General features: G+C 54.1%; 23 protein-coding genes. 8 read left to right on the forward strand and 15 right to left on the reverse strand.

The features are described 5' to 3' along the window. The first annotated feature begins 12 nt into the window (after positions 1–12). Complete coding sequence (locus HBA55_RS00535; RefSeq protein ID WP_166985353.1) at positions 13–750, forward strand: aspartate/glutamate racemase family protein; 738 nt, start codon at positions 13–15, stop codon at positions 748–750. Positions 751–856: 106 nt separating this feature from the next. On the opposite strand, the gene HBA55_RS00540 is transcribed toward HBA55_RS00535, so the two are convergent. Further along, positions 857–2,002: an NAD(P)/FAD-dependent oxidoreductase gene (locus HBA55_RS00540; RefSeq protein ID WP_166985356.1), complete on the reverse strand. Its 1,146-nt coding sequence runs from the start codon at positions 2,000–2,002 to the stop codon at positions 857–859. A 298-nt stretch (positions 2,003–2,300) separates the two neighbouring features. Between HBA55_RS00540 and HBA55_RS00545 the strand changes: the two genes are divergently transcribed. Further along, positions 2,301–2,681, forward strand: a complete 381-nt coding sequence (locus tag HBA55_RS00545; protein ID WP_166985359.1) for a RidA family protein — start codon at positions 2,301–2,303, stop codon at positions 2,679–2,681. A 75-nt stretch (positions 2,682–2,756) separates the two neighbouring features. On the opposite strand, the gene HBA55_RS00550 is transcribed toward HBA55_RS00545, so the two are convergent. The 3 genes from HBA55_RS00550 to HBA55_RS00560 form a co-directional block, all read right to left on the reverse strand. Next, positions 2,757–3,452 (reverse strand): TetR/AcrR family transcriptional regulator, encoded by a 696-nt coding sequence (locus HBA55_RS00550; protein WP_166985362.1) that lies wholly within the window; start codon positions 3,450–3,452, stop codon positions 2,757–2,759. Between the two features lie 193 nt (positions 3,453–3,645). Further along, entirely contained in the window at positions 3,646–4,929 is a 1,284-nt protein-coding gene (locus tag HBA55_RS00555; RefSeq protein ID WP_166985365.1) for an NAD(P)/FAD-dependent oxidoreductase, read from the reverse strand. Positions 4,930–4,958: 29 nt separating this feature from the next. Then, positions 4,959–5,579, reverse strand: coding sequence for a TetR/AcrR family transcriptional regulator (locus HBA55_RS00560; RefSeq protein ID WP_166985368.1), 621 nt, complete (start codon positions 5,577–5,579; stop codon positions 4,959–4,961). Positions 5,580–5,762: 183 nt separating this feature from the next. On the opposite strand from HBA55_RS00560, the gene HBA55_RS00565 reads away from it, so the two are divergent. Together HBA55_RS00565 and HBA55_RS00570 are read left to right on the forward strand one after the other, a co-directional pair. Beyond that, positions 5,763–6,566: an aspartate/glutamate racemase family protein gene (locus HBA55_RS00565; RefSeq protein WP_166985371.1), complete on the forward strand. Its 804-nt coding sequence runs from the start codon at positions 5,763–5,765 to the stop codon at positions 6,564–6,566. Between the two features lie 2 nt (positions 6,567–6,568). After that, a complete protein-coding gene (locus tag HBA55_RS00570) occupies positions 6,569–7,705 on the forward strand; it encodes a hypothetical protein (protein ID WP_166985374.1) in 1,137 nt (378 codons plus the stop codon). A 75-nt stretch (positions 7,706–7,780) separates the two neighbouring features. Here the strand turns inward: HBA55_RS00570 and HBA55_RS00575 are convergent, their stop codons facing one another. Beyond that, entirely contained in the window at positions 7,781–9,010 is a 1,230-nt protein-coding gene (locus HBA55_RS00575) for an acyl-CoA dehydrogenase family protein (RefSeq protein WP_338109341.1), read from the reverse strand. A 361-nt stretch (positions 9,011–9,371) separates the two neighbouring features. Here HBA55_RS00575 and HBA55_RS00580 point away from each other — a divergent pair, with 361 nt between their 5' ends. Genes HBA55_RS00580 through HBA55_RS00595 form a run of 4 tightly spaced genes read left to right on the forward strand, consistent with a single transcriptional unit; the run spans position 9,372 to position 12,007 of the window. After that, positions 9,372–10,553 (forward strand): thiolase family protein, encoded by a 1,182-nt coding sequence (locus HBA55_RS00580; RefSeq protein ID WP_166985379.1) that lies wholly within the window; start codon positions 9,372–9,374, stop codon positions 10,551–10,553. Beyond that, positions 10,550–10,969: a Zn-ribbon domain-containing OB-fold protein gene (locus tag HBA55_RS00585; RefSeq protein WP_166985382.1), complete on the forward strand. Its 420-nt coding sequence runs from the start codon at positions 10,550–10,552 to the stop codon at positions 10,967–10,969. The genes HBA55_RS00580 and HBA55_RS00585 overlap by 4 nt, the downstream gene beginning before the upstream one ends. Before the next feature lie 52 nt (positions 10,970–11,021). Further along, positions 11,022–11,579: an FAS1-like dehydratase domain-containing protein gene (locus HBA55_RS00590; protein ID WP_166985385.1), complete on the forward strand. Its 558-nt coding sequence runs from the start codon at positions 11,022–11,024 to the stop codon at positions 11,577–11,579. Next, entirely contained in the window at positions 11,576–12,007 is a 432-nt protein-coding gene (locus HBA55_RS00595; protein ID WP_166985389.1) for a hotdog family protein, read from the forward strand. The genes HBA55_RS00590 and HBA55_RS00595 overlap by 4 nt, the downstream gene beginning before the upstream one ends. 29 nt (positions 12,008–12,036) lie before the next feature. Here the strand turns inward: HBA55_RS00595 and HBA55_RS00600 are convergent, their stop codons facing one another. From HBA55_RS00600 to HBA55_RS00645, 10 genes are all read right to left on the reverse strand, one after another. Next, complete coding sequence (locus HBA55_RS00600; RefSeq protein WP_206019528.1) at positions 12,037–13,206, reverse strand: acyl-CoA dehydrogenase family protein; 1,170 nt, start codon at positions 13,204–13,206, stop codon at positions 12,037–12,039. 2 nt (positions 13,207–13,208) lie between these two features. Further along, positions 13,209–14,456 carry an acyl-CoA dehydrogenase family protein gene (locus tag HBA55_RS00605; RefSeq protein ID WP_338109342.1) on the reverse strand — a complete coding sequence of 416 codons (1,248 nt, stop codon included), beginning with the start codon at positions 14,454–14,456 and terminating at the stop codon, positions 13,209–13,211. Positions 14,457–14,488: 32 nt separating this feature from the next. Beyond that, entirely contained in the window at positions 14,489–15,715 is a 1,227-nt protein-coding gene (locus HBA55_RS00610; RefSeq protein WP_166985395.1) for an acyl-CoA dehydrogenase family protein, read from the reverse strand. After that, on the reverse strand, positions 15,705–16,832 hold the full coding sequence (locus HBA55_RS00615; RefSeq protein ID WP_166985398.1) for an acyl-CoA dehydrogenase family protein: 1,128 nt from the start codon (positions 16,830–16,832) through the stop codon (positions 15,705–15,707). The genes HBA55_RS00610 and HBA55_RS00615 overlap by 11 nt, the downstream gene beginning before the upstream one ends. Then, positions 16,832–18,508 carry a GMC family oxidoreductase gene (locus HBA55_RS00620; protein WP_166985401.1) on the reverse strand — a complete coding sequence of 559 codons (1,677 nt, stop codon included), beginning with the start codon at positions 18,506–18,508 and terminating at the stop codon, positions 16,832–16,834. The genes HBA55_RS00615 and HBA55_RS00620 overlap by 1 nt, the downstream gene beginning before the upstream one ends. A 47-nt stretch (positions 18,509–18,555) precedes the next feature. After that, a complete protein-coding gene (locus HBA55_RS00625) occupies positions 18,556–20,724 on the reverse strand; it encodes a 3-hydroxyacyl-CoA dehydrogenase NAD-binding domain-containing protein (RefSeq protein WP_166985404.1) in 2,169 nt (722 codons plus the stop codon). Between the two features lie 51 nt (positions 20,725–20,775). Continuing rightward, positions 20,776–21,999, reverse strand: coding sequence for an acetyl-CoA C-acetyltransferase (locus HBA55_RS00630; RefSeq protein WP_166985407.1), 1,224 nt, complete (start codon positions 21,997–21,999; stop codon positions 20,776–20,778). 48 nt (positions 22,000–22,047) lie between these two features. Next, entirely contained in the window at positions 22,048–22,212 is a 165-nt protein-coding gene (locus HBA55_RS00635; RefSeq protein ID WP_166985409.1) for a rubredoxin, read from the reverse strand. Positions 22,213–22,333: 121 nt separating this feature from the next. After that, positions 22,334–23,767 (reverse strand): peptide MFS transporter, encoded by a 1,434-nt coding sequence (locus HBA55_RS00640; protein ID WP_240945847.1) that lies wholly within the window; start codon positions 23,765–23,767, stop codon positions 22,334–22,336. Positions 23,768–23,813: 46 nt separating this feature from the next. Further along, a complete protein-coding gene (locus HBA55_RS00645) occupies positions 23,814–25,685 on the reverse strand; it encodes a serine hydrolase domain-containing protein (RefSeq protein WP_166985412.1) in 1,872 nt (623 codons plus the stop codon). Positions 25,686–25,804: the final 119 nt, after the last annotated feature.

Below are 25,804 nucleotides of genomic sequence, written 5' to 3' on the forward strand. Positions count from 1 at the left end.
GCGGAGAGAAATATGAAAGTATTCAAGCAAAAGATCCACCGACCCACCGCTTACGGCTACTGCGTTGGGGTTATGGATTTCCCCTGGAAGGTGCCCTACATTCCCGGGGATGTTACCAACGCCAGCACTTATGACTATCCAGTACTGATTAAAACCTACACCGGTGTCGACCTGACCAGAGTTGTAACTGGAGACCGCAGTGAAAAGGACGGCGTGCTGGAGGCGGTAAAAGACATGAACCGGCAGGGCGTCAAGGGCATTACCGGCGACTGCGGGTTTCTGCTCAACTATCTGGACGAAGCCACCCGGGAAGTCGATATACCGCTGTTTATGTCCAGCCTGCAGCAACTGCCGGTAATCGCCAGCATGATTGGCCAGGACAAGGCCATAGCCGTGGTCACCCCAGGCCCTGAGCAAATGACCCAGACCCTGCTGGACAAGACCGGCTTCGACGGTGTGCGGGAAGTTATCGCACTTGGACTGCTGGAGTGCGAAGAATTTGCCAGCAAGCTTTGCCAGGAAAGCGATTGTGTCGACTCGGACAAGGTCGAAGCCGAGATCGTGGCACTGACCAGCCAGGCGGCTGCCGACCACCCTAACATCGGCGCCTTTTTGTTTGAGTGCTCAATGCTTCCTCCCTACAGCAAAGCGGTGCAGGAAGCGACCGGCCTGCCGGTTTTTGACTTTCTTACCATGATTGACCTGTTTCAGAAAGCCACCCACAGACGGCGTTTTGAGGGGTATTACTAAAGTCTCCGAATAGTCTGTGAGACGAATGCAGAATCAACACTCCCAAAAAACAATCAGTCGCCGACATATCGGCGACTGATAACGCAGGAATGGTGTTCGTTACAGCCTATTCGAACCGCCCCGCTTCGGTCATATCACGCCCGGGCGCAATCTGCTCTTTGCTGATGCCAAATTCTTTCACATACTCGGGCAAATCCTCACCCTTGAGCAACGCCGCCCCGCACTCACCCAGCGCCGGAGAGGTGGCAATACCGTAACCCCCCTGTCCTGCAAACCAAAAGAATCCCTCAGCATCCGGTGCGTACCCCACCACCGGCAGGCGATCTTCAACAAAGCTGCGCAGCCCTGCCCAACTGGAAGTCACCCGGCGAATATCGAGATTGGTGGCGTGCTGGAGATGATCCACTGTGATGGCAATATCCAGCTCCTCCGGCTGTACATCGCGAGGCAGGTCCGGCGTTTCGTCGGCTGGCGAGGCCACCAGTGCGCCGCCATCCACCTTGAAGTAAAAATTCTCATGGGCATCCATCACGCCTGGCCAGGTCTTGGCATCCAGCCCTTCGAGACCATCAACGGAAACCACCGTTCTGCGTTTGGGCACAATATTGATTTTCTCGACGCCGGCTTTCTCCGCCACCACGTCCGCCCAGGCGCCCGCTGCATTGATGATCACGGGCGCACAAAAATCCCCTGACGGCGTAGACACATGCCAGAGCCCATCGCGACGCTCAATGGTCTGCGCTTCTGCCTTGCAAACCACGTCGCCGCCACTGGCCTTGATACCGCGAAGAAAACCCTGGTGCATGGTTGCCACATCCAGCCCGAGAGTGCCCGGATCGTAGAACGCCGCCTTGACATGGTCGCGGCTCAACACCGGCACCTTTTCCAGCGCCTCGTCCACACTGATTTCGTGAATCTCAGGTGCCAGCTGCCGCACCGCCGCCAGCAAATCGAGCAGATCCTGACGCTGCTCGTCAGTGGCAATAAACATCAGACCGGTCGGATGATACAGCTCGTACTCCGCAAATCCCTCTGGCGGATTGCGAATAAAGTCGATACTGGCATTGCACAGTGCACGCATGGGCGCCGGACCATAGGCGGTGGTCCACACCGCCACCGAGCGCCCGGTGGTGTGATACCCCGGCTGATCCTCCTGCTCCAGAAGGGCCACCTTGTGCTCGCCGGCAATGCGGTAACCGAGGGACGCTCCGGCGATGCCGCCGCCAATAATCAAGTAGTCGTACTGGGTCATTGCTTACTCCTGTTGAGACGCGCTTGAGGCGCCCCCTGCTGCATGAACTATGGTGCGTGAACTATGGTACCGGGCACCCTGAAAACACTAATGAGTATAACTTACTTAATGTTCTTTTCAAGATGGATGAAGCTATAAAAACTCTATTTGAAATTTTCAAAAGTTATTAAATACAGTGATATATAGGATTTTATTGTATGAGCTCGAAAAAATCCTATAGTAAATACTACTCATTTACTGTAATAATAATGACTCGCGCCCAGCAAGGGCCTCTGCCTTAACCTAATGGAGATGCACTATGAAAACCGCCGTAACCACCGGACTTCCCGAACTGGGCCTGCCCCTGGAGTGGGCCACCATAAGCAACGGCCACCTCTACACCACCGTTGTAGCAGTCACGCCCGAAGGCACCCTGGAAACAGGTGACCCGCTGGCGCAAATGGATCTTACTTTCGCCAACCTGAAGAAAGTCTGTGAAGCCGCCGGCGGCAGCCTCGCCGACTTGAATATGGTGCAGGTGTTTTTGACAGATATTAAATACAGCGCCCAGCTAAATGACGTCTGGGGCAAGTATTTCGAAGCGCCCTATCCCAACCGCGCGACCATTGTGGTCAGTGGTATGGTTGCCCCCGGCCTGGTGGTTGAAGTCTGCGCACAGGGGCATATCGAACAGAACTAAAGATGGGTGATGCAGACTCGCATCGGATAAAAACGGTGATCGGTAGAGCTGAAGCAACTCTACCGACCCGGAGATTTATTGCTCCAGCTTTTGCGCCACCGCCTCAAGACGTTGAACAACGGATTCCAACCCCCCGGGAGCTGGCGCATCGCCCCCCTGCGCCAGACCACCATAGACCAGATTCGCCATCTGGTCAGCGGTTTCCTCCACTGACAGGTCTCCCTTGCCGGACAGAAAACGCCAGGCATAATGTTCGGTGCCACCGAAAATCATGTCCCGCACCAGCTGCATTGGAGGATCGGGCCGAAACTCTCCGGCCGCAATGCCTTCTTTGATGATGTCGGTTGCATGACTGGCGTATTGACGGGCTAAGGCGTAAACCTCAGTTTCCTCATAGTCCGGTCGCCCGCGCAGCTGCTGCGCCACCAGAGCAAAAAGATCCGGCTGATCGTGAATCCCCTGCAGGTGATACCAGATCATAAACCGCAGCCGGTTCCAGGTGCCTCTCACGCCCGCCAGCTGCACGTCGTAGTCCGCCAGCACCTCCTCGTACCACTGGGCCACCACTTTTTCCAGGAGCTCGCGCTTACCCTTGAAGATCCGATAGATCGTCCCCTCAACGATGCCTGCCCGGTCGGCGATTTCAGCCATGGAGGCAGCCTCAAAACCTTTTTCGGAAAAAATCTCGCGCCCGGCCTTCATAATGTCAGACAGACGTTGCTCGCGAGGCAAACGGGAAACCTGACGCGTACGGGTTCGGGTTTTGGGCATGGAAGTCACCTCGGCTGCAACAAACAGAAAAGATCAAGCGCTGGTCCGGTACAGCTGCACCTGGCCAGCGCGACCTGCTGAATATAATTTATTAAAGAGCCTTGAGCAACCGCAGGATTGCCGTGAAAGTCTAAAATTTTCAGCTGGTTAAGCCATATTTACTCATCAATAGCCCTCCTCATCTAGCGGTTGACTATATCGCTGACCACTCTACGTCGAGCCACTCACCACTCCTGAAACGGCCGGGGCTGAGTGCCTCGGGAATGTCCGCCTGTCCGCGTGTGGCCAGCTCTATGATGCGTTTGCCGCCGATGGGGCCAGTGCCGAAACCGTGACCGCTGTAACCGGATGCCACCAGCAAACCCTCCACAGCCTCAACCTGCCCTATCAGGGGCAGCGCATCGGGTGTGCTTTCTAGATAGCCGCCCCACTCCGCCACAATGCCTATGCCCTGACACTCCGGAAGCAGTGCCGCCAGATCCCTCTTGGCTTTAGCCAGTGCCTTGTGATCCGGATAGGGTGCCTGCCAGGACGACGGAATATCGTTAACGGGGCTGGTTTTTGCCAGCGACATTTTGCGGGTGATTTTTGAAAACGGATTGATCTTGATATCGAAGGAGTCGTCGAACAGAAAATCCTTGAACCACCAGCTGTATCGAGGTGATTCCAGGCGCACATCGTAGCTGGCCAGCTTATGGAATACATAGAGTGAGCCATCGCGCCCCTGACGCAATCCAATATTGCCGCCAACAATGCCAGGGGCGATGGTTTGACTTACCGGCTCGGTACGCATAATGGAAGCGCGCACCCAATCCTGTGGGAACAGTAATCCGTGCCTGCGCAACAGACCACTGGACGCAGCGCCGGCGGCGCAGATAACAAGGTCGCTTTTCAGCAATTGGGCGCCGATGCGCACACCCTGTACCGCACCACCCTGGGTAACGATTTCATCCACTACCGACCCCAGCGCAGTCTCCGCACCCAACTCCACCGCCGCTTCATAAAAGGCCCGAGTCGCCTTAACCGGATCGGCCATGCCGTCATCAGGCGTGTAGAGCGCTCCCAGGAACCGATGCTTCATACCCGGCATCACATCGTTAATCTCATTACCGGATAACCAGCGACTACCGATATTGAAGGGTTTGGCCAACTCCAGCCAGCGCTGTTGTTTTTCTGCGCTTTTGCCGTCGTGGGCGCACCAGAGATTACCGCCGGGTTTCCAATCAAAGGAGCGGCCCAATTCTTTCTCGGCATTGCGCCAGATATCCATGGCATCGATCATCATGGGCAATTCGAGAATATCCCGCCCCTGTCGACGAACGTACCCCAAACAGCGGCCAGATTGCGCTGCACCGATATTGTCGCGTTCGATTATCAGCGGCTTAAGACCCTGCTTTGCTGCGTAGTAGGCGGCGCATACACCGACGATGCCGCCACCGATAATGATGACATCCCACTTTTTGTTTGCTTCAAACATCACTTATCTACCTCTTGAGATGCAGTCGCTTAGGTTCGGGACTTCGCAGACAACTTGTCCACCAGTGACAACAAGCGCGCGTGCAGACGCTTCTCCTCCTCGTCAGTGAAGCAGGAAATATTGAGCACTTTATTAATCGCCATGCAGTCGGCCGCCAGCCACAGTAAAATGGCATCGTCTGAGTCTTGCGATTCAGCCTGCATCCGTTCGACAAACAGGCGCTTGTTGTCGCGCACTTTGCCGATGTGTTCAGGGTCTTGGGCGGCGGCGGCCATCAGGGCGCGCGACAGGGACTGCTCCTCGACCCAGCTACCGCCCTGCACTTCAATCAGTGCTCGAACCGTGGGGTTAGCCTCACCCTCCAATTGCTCAACCAATTGAGCTACACGCCGGTTACTCTCCTCCACCATATGGTTGATCATCCCTTCCACCAAAGCTGACTTACTGGGAAAGTGGTAGAGAATGCCGCCCTTACTCATACCGCTTTCGGTCACCACCGCATCAATGGTCAGTCGGCCGGGGCCAAGCTTCTGCACCACACGCTCGGCGGCATGCAGCACGGCTACCCTGGAGTTGTTGCTGCGGGTGTTTTTTTTGCTCGCCTTTTTCGGCGGCACATCCTGATCAGGGCTCACTTCCTTTGTCGTCATGGTCATCACCTGGTGTTGTAATTCGTTGACTGTACCGTCTGGACGGTTTATAAAATACTACATGAGTTTTGGCGGTTGTCCAGCCAGAGGCGAAGCAGAAAGGTCGAATTCACCGGTCTTGACCATTAATGACTTAAATAACGACAGCCACATTCCCATTTTCACCAGCGAGAGGCAGCGCCCATGAATCAACCCAATAAGGGGTACTACACCCTGACCACCGGTAACGACCCCCAGGGACGCGACGCCTTTGGGGAGTACCATCAACAGGGGCGTTACATATACGGCGTGGCAGTGGGCATCCTGATCCTGCAGACCAACACCCCCATGGCGCCAGGCAATATGAGCAATGCCAGCTCGTTCAATTTTCCGGTGCTGTTCGAGGGTCTCGGCGATATCGATCCTCACCTGCTGGTGTCCGAAGCACCCGACCCGGTCGTGATTGAAAAAAGCATTGCCGCGGCCAGACGCCTGCAAAATCAGGGCGTGCGCACCATTGTTGGTAACTGCGGCTTTTTTGCCAGCTGCCAGCAACAGATTGCCGCCAAACTGCAAGTGCCGTTTTTCTCCTCCAGCCTGATGCAGGTGTCCCAGGTCGCCAACGGTCTGCGCCCTGACCAGAAGGTGGGCATCATCACCGCCAATGGTGCCGCCCTGCGTGCCTCACCGGCACTGCAATCCTGCGGCCTTGTCGATCCGAGCCGGGCGGTGATTGTCGGTATCGAAGACACACCCCCCATGCAGAATGTACTGACACTCAAAGGGCACTACAGCCTGCAGGAAATGGAACAGGTGCTGATTGATACCGCCCTGACCATGGTGCATGAACACCCTGAGATTGGCGCCTTTGTACTGGAGTGCAGCGAGCTTTCCATTCACGCCCATGCGATCCAGGACGCCGTGCGACTGAACGTGTGGGACTTCACCACCCTGGTGAGCTGGATGCAGGCCGGCTGCGTGCGCAAACCTTTTAGCGGTTGGATCTGATCATGAAAGACATACTGCAAAGTTATCTGTTTCGCGTCATCCTGATTCCCCCCTGTGTGTTTCTGGCGGTGATGTTTGGCGGTGGTGCCGCTTCGGGACTGGAAACCGTCACCTATATGAGCTCCAGCGGCCCACTGGCCGGATTGCTCGCCATCGGCATTATCGCCCTGATCGTCGGCACCGTGATTTTTCTGGTTTACGAACTGGGTCGACTCCATCGCGCCTACGATTACAAGGCCTTTGGCAAAACCATTCTCGGTGACAAGGGAGCTCCCCTGTATGAGATCTTCATCACCCTCTCAATGTTTCTGACTCTGGCCTACGCCGCCACCGCTGGCGGTACGGCAGTCGCCAATCACTTTGATCTGCCGCGTTTCGGCGTCACCATCGCGCTGCTGAGCATGGTGGTATTTCTTACCTACCAAGGTCGACGCATTGTGGAGATGTCGATGGTGGGAACGTCGGTCATGCTGCTGCTGTGCCTGCTGAGTATGGCTCTGACCTCGGTTTTTGCTCACGGAGAAGCCGTCGCCTCCAGCCTGCAGGACAACCTTGTTGACGTAACAGCCATGCTGGGCAATCTGGCAATCTACACCGTCGCTATCATCGCCTACGTACCAGTGATGCTATATACCGCGCGCGACCTGAGAAGCCGACAGGAAACCCTGGTGGCCGGTTATATCAGCGGCTTTGTCTATGTGACACCGATCCTCTGCATGCACCTGAGCTACCTGAGCCGCTACCCGCAAGCCCTGCAGCAGGATATTCCCAACCGCTGGATCGCCGCCGAGATTATGCCACCGGCATTTAGCGATATTTTTGTGGCCGTGCTGTTTATCGCCATTCTGCAAACCGGCGTCGGTCTGTTGCAGGGGTTTCTGGAGCGCCTCGACAACTGGTCGCTGGCCAAGCGCAACCGCCGCCTGAGCCGAAAAGCGCACGCCGGTTTCTCGGCAGCAATCCTGACCGCCTGCCTGTCGCTGTCCAGCGTCGGCGTGATTGCTCTGCTGGCGAAGGTATTTGCATTTGGTTTCTGGTTGTCGCTGTTTATCTTTACGATTCCACTGTTCACCGTGGGAGTTTACAAGGTGTTTTTCGGGCAGGCGTTCGCCCGCCTGGGGTCGGATCAGCCGATCTGACCCCGCCTGTCCCCACCTCTTGCCGCAACCAAAAACGGCCGCTGATGCGGCCGTTTTCTTTGCTTTGCTCACCTCTTAGCGCTGGGGTAAACCCAGGCGGTTGGCAATATTGTTCTTCTGCATATTGGAGGAACCACCGGCAATCGGCAACGACAGAATATCTCGAACATAACGTTCCATATCGTACTCATTGGCGTAACCATAGGCACCCATAATGCGCTGGCACTCCAGCACAATCTCTACCGACGTATCACCCACAAACAATTTCGCCATGGAACTCTCTACCGCCAGATCCTTGCCCGCATCGGCGAGCCAGGCGGCGTGATAGAGCATGTGTCGACAGGCCTGCAACTTGGTCTTCACGTCCGACAGCGAGTGGCGCACCGCCTGGTGACCGCAGATCTTTTTGCCGAACTGGGAGCGCTCCTGGGCGTACTGCCAGGCATCCTCCACTGCGGCCGTGGCAATACCCACACCAATGGCAGCCGTCTCCAGGCGCTCCACATCCAGACCACGCCCCACCAGCATGGGCCAACCCTTGTTGAGACAATCCGGCCCACCAAGAACATTGTCGATAGAGACTTCCACGTCTTCCATAATGACATCGGTGGTTTCGGCATAGTGAATGCCGGTGTGTTCAATATCCACAATGGTAATACCCGGCGCTGAGGCGGGCACCATCACCATCGACAGGTTCTTGTACTTCTCCTCAACCGGGCCCGTGCGTACCAGCGTTAAGATATAGTCCGCAATACGCGCGGCGGTACACCAACGCTTGGTGCCATTGAGCACCAGGGTCTTGCCATCCTCCTTCAGAGTCGCGGTCGCCTTTACCGACGGCAGATCACCGCCAACGTCCGGCTCACTGAGACCATAGGCAAACAGCAATTCACCTGTTGCCAGCCTGGGCAGAAACTCACGCTTTTGCGCCTCGCTGCCATTTTCGACCAGGTTCATACCCCCGTAGAATGCGCAGTGGATAAAGGGGCCCGCGAGGCCGGTGCCACGCTTGCATAACTCCTCAATGGTTGCCATGGCGGCGACCACATCCACTCCAGCGCCACCATACTCCTCCGGCACTGTTAATCCGGTCACCCCGAGATCACACAGCTTTTGGAACGCCTCCCGGGCGAACGCCATGGTGCGATCCTGTTCCCGGGCCTGCTCTCTTGAATAGTTCTGGTCCAAGAAGCGGCGAATACTCTGCCGCAACATCGTAATGTGTTCTTGCTCTTCAAAGTTCATGGATATCGACTCCAACTGCCGCCATTGATTCTGAGTATCTTCACGCCATATAAATTTCACTCACTTATTACCAAATTTTAATTTGATTTTCAGTGATATCTATCTGACTCCCGATTACTCTTAAAATATTAATGAGCGATACCCATTAAGTCCAGAAAAACATTTTCTCTACTGGCAGACCGACTTAAAATTTCGATGATATTATAACAACTATTTGTTTTATAAGCTTTTTATTCGATATACGATTCCTGGATAAAACTTTCAGCCCTAATAACCTTGTCTATATAGTGGTTGTTTACAACGACAATTTAGGTCAGTAAATAAATAATACACATCAAATTATTGACACAGATCCCATTAATGAGGTTTACTCATCTAATGCCATTTCAACCCAAGCCAATCCAACTAAGGAGGCAGCCGTATGAGCAAAGGCCTGGCCATTGTCGGAATCGCTGAAGTTCCGACCAAACGTGACCCCGAGCGCACCCGTTGGGATATTTTGCTGGAAGTCTGTGTAGGCGCCGTAAGGGACGCCGGTATCGACAAGAACGAAATCAATGCCGTGATTTCGCCTAACCCCATGGCGCAGCCGGAAATGCAAAACGACATGGCACTGGGAAAGATTCCGGATGTGTTGGGACTGAAAGGATGCCGCGATATCTGTATCGCCAACGCCGGTGGCACCTCAAATACCAATTGCCTGCGCCTGGCACAGGAGCTTATAGACTCCGGGCAGGCAAATTTTGTACTGATCCCACACACCACAGTACAGTCGGACATGCCACCCGCAGACCTCATCAACTTCTTTGCTACGGCTCCTCTTGATAAACAATGGGAGTATCCCTGGGGCGTGAGTTTCAATGGCTCCATGGGCTTGATCACCAATCGTTACATGTACGAAACCGGTGCCAGCCAGGAACAGATGGCCGCAGTAACCGTTGGCCTGAGAGCCTGGGCGGCGATGGACCCCATGTCGATCTTCTACGGCAAACCTCTTACGCTGGATGACGTGTTGGAATCGCGCATGGTAAGTACCCCCCTGCATGCACGCGAGTGCAATCTGCTTGCAGACGGCGGAGGCGCAATGGTGGTGACCTCACATGAAATTGCGCGTCAGATGGGCGACGGCCGCCATGCCTACAAACTGGGTCACGGCACTCGCTTTACCAGCGCAGCTCCGTTTACTCGGGAGGATATTTTCTTCCGCGAATCCTATCGCGCCTCCAGCCAGGACGCGCTTAAGCAAGCCGGCATGACCATTGACGATATAGATCTGCGGCAGATCTACGGCGCCTACCCCTTTACCCAGTGCTCAGCCCTGGAGGGCTACGGAGCGGTGCCGGAAAACCAGGGTGCCATTGCCTGGGCCGAAGGCCGTTGCGGGCCGGGAGGCGACCTGCCTTGCACCACCATGGGTGATGCCATTGGACGCGGCCACACCGGCTCCGGCGTCAGCATGGCCTTCTACATCGACTGTGTCCGCCAGATCCGAGGCGAAGCCGGTGAACGGCAGATTCAGAACTGCAATAACGTCATTGTTACAACGTCCGGCGGATCCGGCATGAACACCTGCACTACTGTTTTCGGGAGCGAACCAAGATGAGTAACTACCAGAAACCACTACCCGTGATTCAGCCACACAGCGCCGCTTTCTGGGAGGGTACTCGCCAGCACAAGCTGATGATCCAGCACTGCCGTGATTGCGACAGCAACATCTTCTATCCACGCAAGCACTGTCCGGAGTGCTGGTCAGAGAATCTCGACTGGATTGAATCCAGCGGTAAAGCCAAGGTGTTTTCCTTCTCCGTAACCTACGAAGGATTGGAACCTATGTTCCAGCAGGATCTGCCAATTATTCTGGCTTGGGTGGATCTCCCGGAGGGCGTGCGCATGTGCACCAATCTGCTGAACTGCGATCCAGACGAGATCGAAATCGGCATGGAGGTAGACGTGGTTTTTCAACAAGCCACCGAAGACATCACCATCCCGTATTTCACACCCTCCAGCCCGGTTGTTTAAGCAGTGATGCTCCCGGCACACCCGGGAGCATCACCAAGCAGAGGATTAGGTTATGAGTAATAGCGGATGGGGCAAATGGGGTAGCTGGGAAGAAACTCAAGCCCTGCTCGGAAAAATCATTGGCGTAAGTCATGGCGCAGACGCGGTGGAAAAGGGCAGCATTCGGCGCTGGTTGGAAGCAAAAGAATTCGATTGCCCGATTCATACCGACTCATCAGCAGCCAAGGATGCCGGCTTCCCGGACATTGTCGCACCGGCGACGATGGCTTTTACCTATGGCGTTGGTCCCTATTGGAAACCGGGCGATCCGCAACAACAACTTGAAGACCCGGCCAAGCAGATCAATATCCCGGCGATCTTCGATGTGCCTGCTCCGTGCATCCTCAGTTTTGCTACCAGCGTGGACGTAGAATTTGGCGCTCCGCTGTTGCTCGGTGATCAACTTACAAACACCAGCAAACTGGTGGGCGTCACTCACAAAACGATGAGCGTCGGTAAAGGCGCTTTTCTCAGGCAACAAGACACTTATACCAACCAACGGGGAGAAACGGTAGCCATTGTCCATATGGACATCTTTCGATTTGTACCCCATGAGGATGCACCTATATGAAAGACCTGTTGCACCAAGTCTATTTTGAAGACGTAGAAGTAGGCACGGAGGTTCCACCTGTCTCAATAACTTTGACCTTACAGAGACTGGTAATGGAAGCAGGCGCCAATCGTGATCTGTCGCTGATGCATCATGATCGGGAAGCGGCGATTGCCACTGGATCACCCGATGCTTTTGCCAATACTTTTTTTATCATGGGCATGATCGAGCGCACGCTTCGCGAGTGGATGGGATCAAAGGGAACATTGCGCAAGATCACTTCCCTTAGAATGACCACCTTTAATTGCCCGGGTGATGTGCTTTCTTTTGGAGCAAAAGTCATTGCCCTTGAGCCAGACAACATCGTTCGTCTTGAAGTTTGGGCGGAAAGCAAGAAAGGTAAGACCGTAACCGCCGAAGCGAGTCTGAGATTGCCTTCAACTGTCTAAGTACTATTAGGTCAGATGTGCCCCAACACTCAGTACCCACTCAACGAAGCATAACGATCCCGGTGATAACTGCTATCACCAAGAATCTGCATGGTTACCCGGGCCCGTTTTAGAAACAATCCGATATCCAGCTCATCGGTAACCCCCATACCCCCATGCATCTGCACAGCTTCGTTAGTAATCAACTCAAAGGTATCATTAAGTCGTGCCTTTACCAAACTGGCCAGCAACCGGGCATTCGAGGAATTTTCATCAAGCGCCGAAAGCGCCGCCATTACGGCCGCTTGACTCAGCTCCACTTCTGTAAGCATCTTCGCAGCACGGTGTTGCAGCGCCTGAAAAGACCCGATCTTGGTACCGAACTGCTCCCGCTCCTTCAAATATTCAATCGTGCGTTCAAAGCACTCCTGCACACCACCCAACATTTCGGCAGCCAGTAATATGCGCGCTCTGTCCAGTACAGTCTCCAGCGCTGGATAACCCTGTCCTTCCATACCAATAAGCGCCTCGGATTTCAGTCGAACATTATCAAACACGATACGAGCAACATTGCGGCTATCCAACATTGCAGTACGGCTTCTGCGCACGCCGGGGGCATTGGCGTCTACTAAGAACAAGCTAATACCCTCTGACTCCTCAATACCACCACTGGTACGGGCTACAACCACCAGTTGATCCGCACAGTGCCCGTCTAGAACAAATGTTTTGAAACCCTTGAGGGTATAGCCATCATCAGTGGCTTCTGCACAGGTGGCAATTCGAGTTGGAGTGTGGCGAGGATGCTCTTCAAGCGCGAGCGCGAGCGTGGTACGTCCCTCAGCCACCTTAGGCAGCAGCGTCTGCTTTTGTTCGTCGCTACCGATCTCCTGAATACAGCCGGCCCCTAGCGCTACCGTAGCAAACAATGGCGATGCGGCGAGCGTTCGTCCGCACTCCTCCAGCACCACACCCAAGCCCTGGTAACCAAACTCCAGCCCGCCGTAGGCTTCCGGGATGACTATACCCGCCCAACCCAGTTCGGACATTTGCTCCCATAACTCCTGAGAATAGCCCAACTCGATCGCGGCTGCATTGCAAGAACCCTCGGGAAGATCTTTATAATATTCTCGCAATTGTCGCAGTGCGGCCACCGGCGCTTTGGATTGAATAAAATCTCGCGCCGTGTCCTTTAACAGGTTCTGGGCTTCAGTTAACACCATGGTCACGATTTGTTTGCTCCTTCGGTTCGGTCAGGTAATCCCAATACACGTTTGGCAATAACGTTGAGTTGAATTTCCGAACTGCCTCCGGCAATCGTCAATGCCTTGGAAAACGCCCAGTTGCGGGTAACCGAGAGTTCCTGATCTTCAAAGCTCGACACATCCATGCGTTTGTGCTCCCAACCAAGCGCACGCTCGCCCATAAGAGCCAGCATCAGTTCATAACGAACACTTTGCTGTTCCGTGGCGTAGTATTTAAAAAAGGAGGTCGCTGCCGGGTTCACCCTTCCGGACTTCGCTTCTTCGAATGCTTTGCGTTGCGCTAGCTGCAGTACTTGGCTGTTCATTTCCGATTGCGCCACTCGCATCCTCAACTGTGATTCTGCCAGCTTTCCGTTTTCCAACCCGATATAAAGCCGTGCACACTCTGGTAAATCACTGGCAGCTCCCATCGAAAGATCGCCAATTTCCGACATCAGTGTACGTTCGTGTTGCAACAGGCGCTTGCCAACCGTCCATCCCTGATTTATTTCGCCAATAAGGTTGTGCTTCTCTGCGCGCACATCATCTAAGAAGACCTGACAGAAATCTGAATCTCCTGAAATGAGCTCAATAGGCTTTACACTCACGCCTGGTTGCGCCATATCCACCAGCAGGAAGCTGATGCCCTCCTGTTTGCCTGCATCTGGATCGGTGCGGACCAAACAGAATATCCAGTCAGCCACATCCGCATTGGAGGTCCAGATTTTCGTGCCGTTAATTAAGAAATGATCACCCATGTCTTTTGCCCGACACTGCACATTGGCAAGATCCGATCCGGCGCCTGGCTCACTGTAACCCTGACACCAACGGACCTCTCCGCGAGCGATTCGTGGAAGATGTTCAAGCTTTTGCTGTTCGGTACCGAACTCCAGCAATGCAGGCCCCAACATCGCCAGCCCCTGCCCCGCCTCCAAAGGCGCACGACAGCCCAATCGCTTCATTTCCTGCTTAAGCACTTTGACTTGCGGGTCCGACAAACCTGCGCCGCCGTACTGCTTGGGCCAACCCGGCGCCGTCCAACCCTTGTCGAGCATACGCTCAAACCACAACTTCGCCTCATCGCTACTGAACGTTTCACGGCTACCTCCACGGTAGATTTCATCTAACGCGGCGGCGCCGCGCATGGATACAGGGCAGTTTTGCTCCAGCCACTGACGCACTTGCTGACGAAATTCAGTCAACTCATTCACCGTTTTAACCCTCTTCACTGTTCAAGATCTCTCTGGGGTCGGGACACCTGCTAAACACCAACCGGCACCTCATTGAAGGGCACATCCTTGTCGTCACGTTTATCCTGGGGCATGCCCAACACCTGCTCGGCGATAATATTGCGCATAACCTCGTCAGTACCTCCCGCCAGACGAATGCCCGGTGCAAATAGCATCTCCTTTTGAAAATGTGCCTGTTTTTCTGCCAGCTCAGGGTCCGTCACCATGCCGTTCATTCCCAACAGCTGCACGGCGTAGCTGTTAATGTCCTGATTCATTGGCGCCGCCACCAGTTTGCCGATAGAGGCTTCAGGCCCAGGGGGAGCCCCCCGGGAAATGGCCGAGAGAATACGGGAGTTGGTGTGCTTGAGACCCGCGTGTTTCACGTACCAGTCGGCCAGCTTGTCCGCCACCGCAGCATTGTCGATCGCAAATCCATCTTCCAGTGGTAAGCGCTGAACCAACGATAAAAGTTCAGGAAAGCCTGTGGCCTGCAAACTGCCTACCGCCATGCGCTCGCTCATCAGAACGGTGAGCGCCCCTTTCCAGCCTCCGCCCACTTCCCCCAGGCGCTGAATATCGGGAATCTCGGCATCATTAAAGAACACTTCGTTAAAGTGGGCACCACCGTCGGCCTGTTTTATTGGCTGTGCTGTTACCCCTTCTTGCTTCATATCAATAAAGAAAAAGGTAATGCCCTGATGCTTGGGTACGGTGGGATCAGTACGACAAAGTACGATACCATAGTCCGCGAAATGAGCCCCTGAGGTCCAGACTTTTTGGCCGTTCACCTTCCAGCCGTTGCCGCAGGGATCTGCCCGGGTTTTTAACGCGGCCACATCGGAGCCGGCGCCCGGTTCAGAAAACAGCTGACACCATACGTCTTCACCGGAAGCCAGCCTCGGCAGGAGGTGGCGTTTTTGCTCTTCGGTGGCATAGGCCATCAGAGCGGGGCCGCACATGCCGTGACCGATGGTAAAAAAACCATCGAGTTCGTCGTAGTCAGCGACCTCTTCGCGCCAGATTACCAGCTCCATTTGAGTGCCGCCTCGACCGCCATAAGCTTTGGGCCAGGTAATACAGGCCCAACCGGCATCGTAGATTTTTTTCTGCCAGTGTTTGGCCGCTTGCAGTTGTTGCGCCTCGGGCAGTTTGCGTTTGGCGGCCACACCGTTGATTTTGGGCGTGGCATGTTGTTTCAACCAGGCGCGCACCTGCGCGCGAAATTTCGCCTCACTGGGCGTATCGTTAAAATCCATTCCGGGTCTCCTTCAAGGCCGCTACCATGCGACGCTTCCAGTGACTTTCGTTGCCGACACAGAGCGCCAGTTCATGGGCGCGACGATAGTGCAAATGGCAATCGAACTCCCAGGTAAAACCCATGCCACCATGGGTTTGCATATTCTCTTTGCTGGCCTGGTAGTAAGTTTGAATGCCGGCCACTCTTGCGGTGGCCGCCGCCAGTGGCAGCTCGTCGTCATCCACCGAAAGGGCCCAGGCAGCATAGAGAGCATTGGAGCGCAGCAATTCGATAGCCGTGTACATATCCGCAAGCTTGTGTTTAATTGCCTGAAGACTGGCAATAGGTCGACCAAAGGCAAATCGATCCATAGCGTATTGACGGCTCATTTCAAGGCAGGCCTGGGCACCCCCCAGTTGCTCAAACGCCAGCAACACCGCCGCCCGATTCCATACCCGATTCACAATTGCAGCACCGGTGCCAGTTGCCCCCAGCGGTTCAGCCTTGACACCATTAAATGAAAGCAAGGCACTGGCACGGGTTGGGTCCAGAGAGCTGATGGGCTGTCGCTCAACCCCGGCCGAATCCAGATGTACCAGAAACAAAGTCAGCTCACTACTGTTAGAGCCTTGGTTCTCTATAGTGGCGGTAACTATAGCGATGTCGGCGATATCACCGTCCGTCACCGGTCGTTTGGTGCCATAAAGGCGCCCATCCCGATAAACCGTTTGCGTCTCCAGTGGGTCAGTATTGCCTTCGCTACAAGCAAAAGTGCCGATCCATTCACCCGTTGCCAGCTTCGGCAGGCAGGTTTGCTTTTGAGCCTCCGTCCCAGCGTCCAACAGCGCTTCTGCCACCTGATAAATCGACGATGAAAAAGGCACCGGGGCTAGAGAACGCCCCAGCTCTTCCGCAATTACACACAGAGAAAGGTGACCCAATGCCAATCCACCATAGGCCTCGGGTATGGCCGCAGCCGTCCAGCCCAATTCGGCGATGCCCTGCCACAGGCTTTCATCATAGCGTCGCTCAGTATCGAGGATTTCGCGCACTTTTTCAGAGCTGGCGTGTTTGGCCAGAAACCCCCTGGCCTGTTCCCGGATCATATTTTGGTCTTCGGAGAATTCAAAATTCATTATGCAGTCTCGTGGTTCATAACGGAGGAGTTCACGCCCCGGGAGTTGGAGGCATTGGTTTTATCTGACTGCGGAGACGGTTGCCGTATCAAATCCGCGCACTTTTCTCCAATTACCACGCAGGTTGCGTGAGTGTTGCCGGAGATCAAGCTTGGAAATACAGATGCGTCCGCAATCCTTAGACCCCTGACTCCGCGCACACGCAGTTGAGGGTCGACCACGGCGCTGTCATCGATGCCCATTTTGCAGGTTCCCACGGGGTGATAGACGCTGTGGGCATTTTGACGAATATACTCCAGAATCTCTGCGTCGCTCTGTACCTGCGAGCCGGGAAGATACTCTTCACCGCGATGGGCGTTGTAAGCTGGGCTCTTAAAGATATCCCTCTGCAGACGAATGATTTCGATCATTCGGCGCCGGTCCTCCTCGCTGTCGAGGAAGTTGAAGCGTATATGAGGAGCCTGTTGCGGATTCGCAGAATGGACGTGCACACTGCCCCGACTGTTTGGGCGCAACACGCAACCTGTGGAGGTAACCCCCGGAAATCCCGCCGATATTGTGTTGCCTTTATCATCAACCTCACCAACACCAGCGGCGAAGTGAATTTGATAAGCCGGTCTGGTGTCACCCTGGCCAGGTAAAAAGGCGCCAACGGTAGCCGCCGGAGCAGTCAGGAGTCCACGCCGGGTAAACAGATAGCGCAGCAGGTTCTTAATTAACCCCAGTGGTCTTGCCTGCTCACGCATGGTTGTGGCGTTGTGAACCTTATATTGCACGGAACAGGTAAGGTGCTCTTGCAGATTCTCTCCCACGCCAGGTAGCTCATGCACGGGTTCAATGCCTGCCTTAGCCAACACGTCTCGACGCCCGACGCCGGAAAGCTCCAACAGTGCAGGAGTATTAATGGCACCGCCACAGAGAATGATTTCCTTCCCGGCCAATACTTTGCATGTCTCCTGGCCACTGCGATAACTCACTGCGACCGCTCGGCCCCGCTGGAAATGTATGCCGCTGGCCAGAGCACCGGTATGGATGTGAAGGTTTTGTCTGTTTTTAACAGGCTTGAGATAAGCTGCGGCAGCACTGTGCCGCCGACCATTCTTTTGATTCACGTGAAAGTAACCAACGCCCTCCTGGCTGACACCATTGAAATCCGGATTGCGAGGATGACCCGCTTCTATCGCTGCCTCGATATAAAGATCAGAAAGTTTATTCTCGATCCGAGGCTCACTGACATTCAACGGACCATTTGCGCCATGATACGGACCCGCGCCAGTGGGTTCGAAGTTTTCCGAGCGCTTGAAGTAAGACAACAGGTCGGCATAGGACCAACCCGTGCAGCCAGCGGCTGCCCAATCATCATAGTCCTCCGCCTGCCCCCGAATGTAAACCATGCCATTAATGGAACTGGAGCCACCCAAACCCCGTCCCCTCGGTACCGGAATCCGACGGTCGTTGAGACCAGGCTCCGGTTCACTATAGTATCGCCAGTTGAACTTTTCGTTGCTCACCAATTGTGACCAACCAATAGGCATGTGGATCAAAGGATGATTGTCAGGCTCTCCCGCCTCCAGCAACAGTACTCGGCAACTGCTGTCTTCAGAAAGCCGGTTGGCCAGCACGCACCCAGCTGATCCGGCCCCGACAATGATATAGTCGTAACTGTTGTCTTGCATAAAAAGCTCCTTGTGAATGTGGTGAAATCGTCAAAACCACGAGAGGACTAAACAAAGAGCTGATTTTTCTCTGCCTTATCCAACAGTAACTGAGGTGGAGCAAAACGGGAGCCGTATTTTTCGGTGAGCTCCGCTGCTCTGGAGACAAACTCGCGCACTCCGTACGCATTGATAAACTGAAACACACCTCCGGTATGAGCGGGAAATCCGATACCGAAAATGGACCCAACATTGCCGTCGGCCGCCGAATTCACCACGCCCTCTTCCATCGCACGTACTGCTTCGATGCACTGACAGAACAGCAGCCGATCTTTCACATCTTCGAACGGCAACTCGCAATAGCCCTCAGGGGCAAAATGATCCTTCAGGCCCGGCCACAGGTATTTGGCGCCCTCTTGCGGGTATTCGTAATAACCACCACCATGTACCTTGCCCCGGCGTCCGAACTCCTTCACCATTCTTTCCACTAATAGCGCGGCTGGTTTCTGTTCGGGGGTTTCGCCTCTGGCCTCAGCATCTGCTTTGGCCTGTTCGCCATTTTTGTAGGCCGTCTCCTGACTGATTTCATCAATTGCCGACAAAGGGCCTACCGGTGAGCCGTTAAAGCGAGCGGCGTTTTCGATCAGCGCCGGGTGCACCCCTTCCATGACCATCGTGGCACCTTCGGAGATAGTGGTGCCGATCACCCGCGTGGTAAAAAAGCCGGGGGCATCATTGACCACAATGGGTGTTTTACCCAGCTGCCGCGCCAAATCGAACGCCTTCGCCAGGGTTTGTGCGGATGTTAGTTCACCGCAGATAATCTCGACCAATGGCATTTTCTCCACCGGAGAAAAGAAGTGCATGCCGATGAAGTTTTCCGGATTTGAAGAAGCCTGCGCCAATTCAGTAATGGGTAATGCTGACGTATTGGAGGCAAATACGCAGTTTTCTTTAACCACTACCTCTGTTTCCTGAGTAACCTGGGCCTTTATGTTTCGGTCTTCAAAAACCGCTTCGATCACCAGTTCACAGTCAGACAGATCACGGTAATCCCCGGTCGGGGTAATCCGCTGCAACAGTTGCTCTGCCTGCTGTTGGTCAATGCGACGATTCTTTTCACAGGCTTTTCGACACCAATCCTTGCCGCGCTCGGCGTTGTCAGCGGAAATGTCTTTCAGTACCACGTCAATGCCTGCATTGGCAGCAGTGAACGCCAATCCCGCCCCCATCTGGCCCGCGCCCAGAATGCCCAACTTGGCGACACGGGTGGTCTCAATATCAGCGGGACGGGAGAGTCCCTTGTTAATGTCATTCAGTTGAAAGAAAAAGGTACGCATCATGTTCCTGGATACCTGGGAATCCAGTAATTTGAGAAAATAACGCGCCTCGATTTTTTCAGCAGTGTCAAAATCCACTCGCGCTACATCATGCACGCAGGCAAAGATTGCTTTGGGTGCCGGTAGATTGTCCTTGGTGGTATTGATGACATTGCCCGGACCGAAGTGAAACAATCCCTGCAGCGCTTTGGGTATGGCACTGTCACCGGGAGCCCCGCCTGGGATACGAAACCCTTCCCGATCCCAAGGTTGGCGGGCTTCGGGGTTCGCGAGCAGCCAGGCTTTGGCCTTGGTGTGCATGTCTTCCAGCGAGTCGGCGGTTTCATCAACCCAACCCTTTTCGAATCCTTGGCGGGCTTTGAACTTTCGACCCGCCGATATCCAGTCAATAGCGCTCTGGCAACCGAACATGCGTACCATGCGTACCACCCCACCGGCCCCTGGCATCAAACCCAGCTGAGCTTCGGGCAGTCCGACCTGAACACCCGGGGCATCAAGGATGACCCGATGGTGGCAGGCCAGACAAATTTCATAGCCTCCGCCCAAGGCCGCACCATTAATACCCACGGCGACAGGAACCCCTAGCGTTTCCAACCGTCGAAGGGAGCGTTTGGCGTCGAGAATACCGTCAAATTTTTCGGTCGCCTCCGCCTCGCTCATCTGCTTGGGCGCATCCAGCATGCTCGACAGATCGCCACCTCCGACAAAGGTATCCTTACCGGAGCGCACATAGACTCCTTTTATGTCTCCATCGGCAACCATAGCCTCCAGGGTTGCGACAGTATCCGCCATCGCCTCAGCGTATTCAGCTCCCATGGTGTTAACCGCTTTACCCGGCTGGTCGAGAATCATCTCAACAATGCCATCGGCGTCTTGCTCTAAACGTATATATTCCATAATCAGTTAATTCCGCACTCTATTGCTGTAACGAACTTCAGATTCAGGGCACTAAAGCCGTTCGATGATAGTGGCGATACCTATGCCGCCACCGGCGCAGAGAGATATCAGACCGCGTTTCAGGTCACGACGCTCCAACTCGTCAAGCAGAGTACTCACCAACATGGCTCCCGTGGCGCCGATGGGGTGCCCCATAGCAATTGCTCCACCATTGACATTGATTTTTTCATCGGCGATACCCAGGGCTTTCTGATAGCGCAATACCACCGAAGCAAATGCTTCGTTGAGTTCAAACAGATCAATATCGTCGATGGTCAGGCCCGCAATGTTCAGGGCTTTTTGTGTTGCCGGTACTGGCCCTGCCAACATAATGGTGGGCTCGGTACCGGTGGTAGCACAGGCGACAATGCGGGCGCGGGGTTGCAACCCCTGCTCGCGACCCGACGCCTCGCTACCAACCAAAACCAGGGCTGCGCCGTCAGCAATCCCTGATGAGTTACCCGCAGTATGAATGTGGTCGATTGTTTCTACCTGCGGGTATTTGAATTTAAGCAATTCGTTGTGACCGGATTCGCCAAACATCCGAAATGAAGGCTGCAGCATCTCCAGACTTTCAATCGAGACGTCTGCACGAACACTCTCGTCTTCGGCCAGTATGGTCACGCCGTTCATATCTTTAACCGGCACCAATGAACGCTGGAAGTAGCCAATGTTTTGAGCATGTGCGGCTCGCTGGTGCGACATCAGCGCGTAGCGATCCACATCCTCACGGTTAAATCCTTCCAGCGTCGCGGTCAAATCGGCCGCAACACCTTGGGAGATGACGTAACTGCGCATGGACACCCAGGGGTCACTGACGGCAGCACCACCGGCACCGATGCCCAGACGTGACATAGATTCGACACCCCCACCGATAACCATCGTTTCAAAACCGGATCGTACTTTCATGGCAGCGACGTTCACAGCATCCAGTCCGCCGGCACAATAGCGGTGCAGCTGCGCTCCAGTAGTGATGTCGTTCCAGTCAGAATACACCAACGCGGTTTTGGCAAGATTTTGCCCTTGCTCGCCTATCGGCTCACCAGTTGCCAGAACCATGTCATCGATCTGAGTGGTGTCCAACTCGTTGCGAGACTGCATGGCGTCGAGCAGGTTGGTCACCAGATCAATAGGTTTGACTTCATAGAGACTGCCGGCCGGTTTGCCAGGCACCCCGGCTTTACCCCTGCCGCGCGGGGTGCGAATGGCATCATAGATGTAGGCTTCTGTGGTCATAGGGTTTCCATTGTCCGTATACAAATTGGATGGCCGAAGCGGCGAGAGCTAAACCTGAACCATCTCGAAATCCAGCTTGCCAACGCTGCATTCCGGACACATCCAGTCCTCTGGCACTTCGTCCCACGGAGTGCCAGGAGCGATGCCGTCATCGGGCAATCCCAGGCTCTCGTCATAGACGAAGCCGCAGATCAGGCATTCCCACTTGTTCATGTTGTTGCACTCCTGCCGTTTTTGCGTTGTTTCACGCGTATGATGTTAGGAGTTTATGAATTGGACATTAGCTGGACAATGTCGAAGGCGTCCGATATTTGTGGACAAAATCATTCACTGGTTATTGAGCGATCTCGGCATATGGCGCAGACAGTGGTGACTTGTCGATGGCAGTACCTCGTGCTTGCTTGCCTTCTGCTCCGTGCATCCAATCAACCAACTTATCGGAGAGTAAAAACAGGACTAAACCACAGATAATGGAGGACACTGCCACGCCCCCGAAGGTGGCTAAAGGCCCTGCTTCGCCCACAAGCCGCCCGACCTCGCCTGCAGCTTTGTTTGCCAGACCCGTAAAGAAATACCATAGCCCCATCATCAACGAGGTGTAGCGCAACGGAGACAGCTTGGTCACCATCGACATACCAACCGGGGAAAGGCACAACTCACCGACGGTATGAAAGAAATAGGCCAATATCAACCAGACAACGCTGGCTTTGGCACTGGGATTACCGTCTATTTGCAGGGCAGCCCCCACCATGGCCAGAAAACCAACCCCCAGCATCAAAAGCCCCCAGGCGAATTTGACCGGGCTATTGGGTTCCCTGTCATCCATACGAACCCACAGGCTGGCGAAGAGCGGTGCAAGCGCTACAACCAGTAACGGGTTGACCGATTGCAACCAACTGGCAGGCATCTCCCAACCCCAAAAAACCAAGTCAGTGTTGTATTTTGCAAACAGGTTCATGGACCCAGCCGCCTGCTCGAAGCCCGTCCAGAACATGACCGTAAATAAACCGAGAACAAGCACGACCTTGATTCGGTCGCGCTCTTGTTGCGACAGAGGTTTGTGTTTGCCCTCCTTGGCCAAAGCCAATTGAGCGGCGGGTTTGTTGCCAATATCGCCAAGGTATCTTCGAGCCATGAAAAGCTGCAGCATTAACCCAATCCCCATACCCATACCGGCGGCAAGAAATCCATATTGATAATTGATTTTCTCACCGATGGAGCCGACAACAAAGTAACCCAATATAGACCCCAGGTTGATACCCATATAGAAAATGGTAAACGCACTGTCGCGCCGCTGATCTCCCGGCGTGTAAAGATCACCGACCATTGTGGAAATGTTAGGTTTGAAGAAGCCGTTACCCACAATCAGCAGTGTCAGTCCGCACCACAAAAACAGTCTTTCCAGGCCCGGTATCATCCAATGAGGAGTCCCCAAAATGAACTGACCTGTCATCATTAATAAGCAACCGATGAGAATGGCTTTACGTTGACCCAGCTTGTTATCAGCCAGCCAGCCGCCGATGACAGGCGTCAGGTACACCAACATCGCATAGGTGCCAAGAATACTCAGCGCGTTGGACTGCAGTTGCTCGAAACTGAGGTGAGACCACCCCATGGCGGCCGCTGTCGCCGCCTGCGTCAGATAAAGGACGAAGATGCCGCGCATACCGAAGTAACTCATGCGCTCCCACATTTCAGTACCAAACAGCAAAAACAGGCCTTTCGGGTGACCCAGCATCTCACCCGATTCGTGATTTTTTATTGTCATGACTCTCTCTATACTTGTATTTTTGAAACGCCTTGAGCGTCAGTCGCTACAGGTACTGAAATCCCAGCATGTTCCAAAACCAGTAGAACCAGACCATCGCCAGAGACATCACGACAACAACACTGAGTCGAATCCGATAAAAGAGAGTTCCGATCTGAGTCTTCCACACCACCACGGCCTGATAGCTGAGGTAAGCCGTCAACAGCGTGGCTAGAATAGGCAGTATCAGCCAGACCTTAACCTGCCACGGTACTCTTTCTCCCAAGACTTCCGCCGTCAACCCGAAGCTGAGCGCGCCCACAAGCAATACCGCCAAATGCGCAACAGACACCCACACCGCGCTACCAACCATCCAAGGCTCGGGTTTTTGATACAGACGCCGCAGTGTTGCACTGATAAATACCAGTGCCGCCAGACCGAGAAGCCACTGATTTAATGCCGACGTCTCGTAAAACGGGGCTTTGTAGGCGGACAGAAAAGGCCCCCAACTGAATATCAGTCCCGTCACCTCCCCCGAATCATCCCGTTGAAATGCGACCTGATTCTCGGAGTTTATCTCTTGAAAGTGGTCCGCACCGATTTCAACGTATTGAAAGACCTCTCCACCCTGCTCCATGACCAAACTACTGTTTTCACCAGGCATGACCTTGATGCCGGCGGATAAAGAGAACAGTTTTTCCAGCGTAGAAAAGTTGGCTCGCCAGAATTTGAACTCGCCGCTATAGTCACTGACCCGATTACCGAAGTTTCTCTCAGTGCTTGAAGATTCTCTTTTGCTGGCAAAAAGGTGATCGTAAAGCGCAGGTATAAATGCTGAACGCAGATCCCCACCGGTTCTGCCAGAAACGGAAATAAAAATGCCCAGTTGATTTTGAAAATCCAAGGCTAGATCGGAATGGAAGAAATCGGTATCACCACCATGGCCCACCAACCGATAACCATTCACTATACTTTCATAAAAACCCAGCGCCATTCCCGGTAAACGGGAGTCTGTGCTGAACGCCCGCTCCAATAGAGTTTTGGCCGTAACTTCCTGGAGAATCCTTCGCTCACCGAATTTCCCATAGCGCAACATAGCCATCATAAACCGGGCCAGATCGTCTGCCGTTGCGCTCATGGCACCCGCTGGTGCAAAGTTGCTGATAATTTCAAATGGGTGAGGGACAAAATCCCCGCCCTCATAGGCATAGGCGATGGCCATATCATCGATGAGGTGAGCAGGCAGCGGTTCAATAAACGTGGAACGCTGCATGTTCAACGGTTCAAAGATATGGCGACGGACATACTCCTGATAATTCAAACCGGAAACATTCGCAACAATCAGCCCTGCCAAGGCGGTTCCGTAGTTAGAATAGGATACCTGCCGTCCCGGTGGCAGGATGCGTTGTGGTTGGTACTTCTGCATTGCTTCACTTAAAGGCAGAATTCGATCCACTTCCGTGGGCTGCAAGTAACCCAAACCCCCATCCTCAAATCCTGGTGTGTGGGTCATTAGATGACGCAAGGTAATAGGATCAGACGGAAACCTATCCCGTATCTGAAATGATTTCAGGTACTGATTCACGTCTCGGTCCAAATCCAGTTTGCCCTGTTCCACCAGCTGCATTACCGCGATCCAGGTAAACAGCTTGGAAATTGAACCTGGCCGGAACAATGTTCGTTCAGGATCGGCTGGCTTTTGCTGCTCGATGTCACTGTATCCGTAGGCCTTTGAGAGGATCAGCTCTCCCCTATGCACTATCGACACCGATACAGAAGCAAGATGCTCTTCCTTCATCCTGGGTTCTATCAGCCCGTCGATAAAGGCCTCTAGTCTCTGGGGGCTGTCCAGGCTGCCGGTTGAGGCAGCAGCGACGACCACGCTGACAAGCCAGAGTGTCAAAAACAGATAAACGTGTGGCCTGAGTAGGCAAGGCATAGAGACAATCTCCTGATTCCGGCAGCACCCAGGCTGCATAACGAGTAAATACGGCAAGTTTAGCCGCTTATATCATTTGGTGATTTGCAGTAAGGCGTAATTATTATTTATTTATTGCA

This window comes from Pseudomaricurvus alkylphenolicus, assembly GCF_011683955.1.
GTDB lineage: Bacteria > Pseudomonadota > Gammaproteobacteria > Pseudomonadales > Cellvibrionaceae > Pseudomaricurvus > Pseudomaricurvus alkylphenolicus.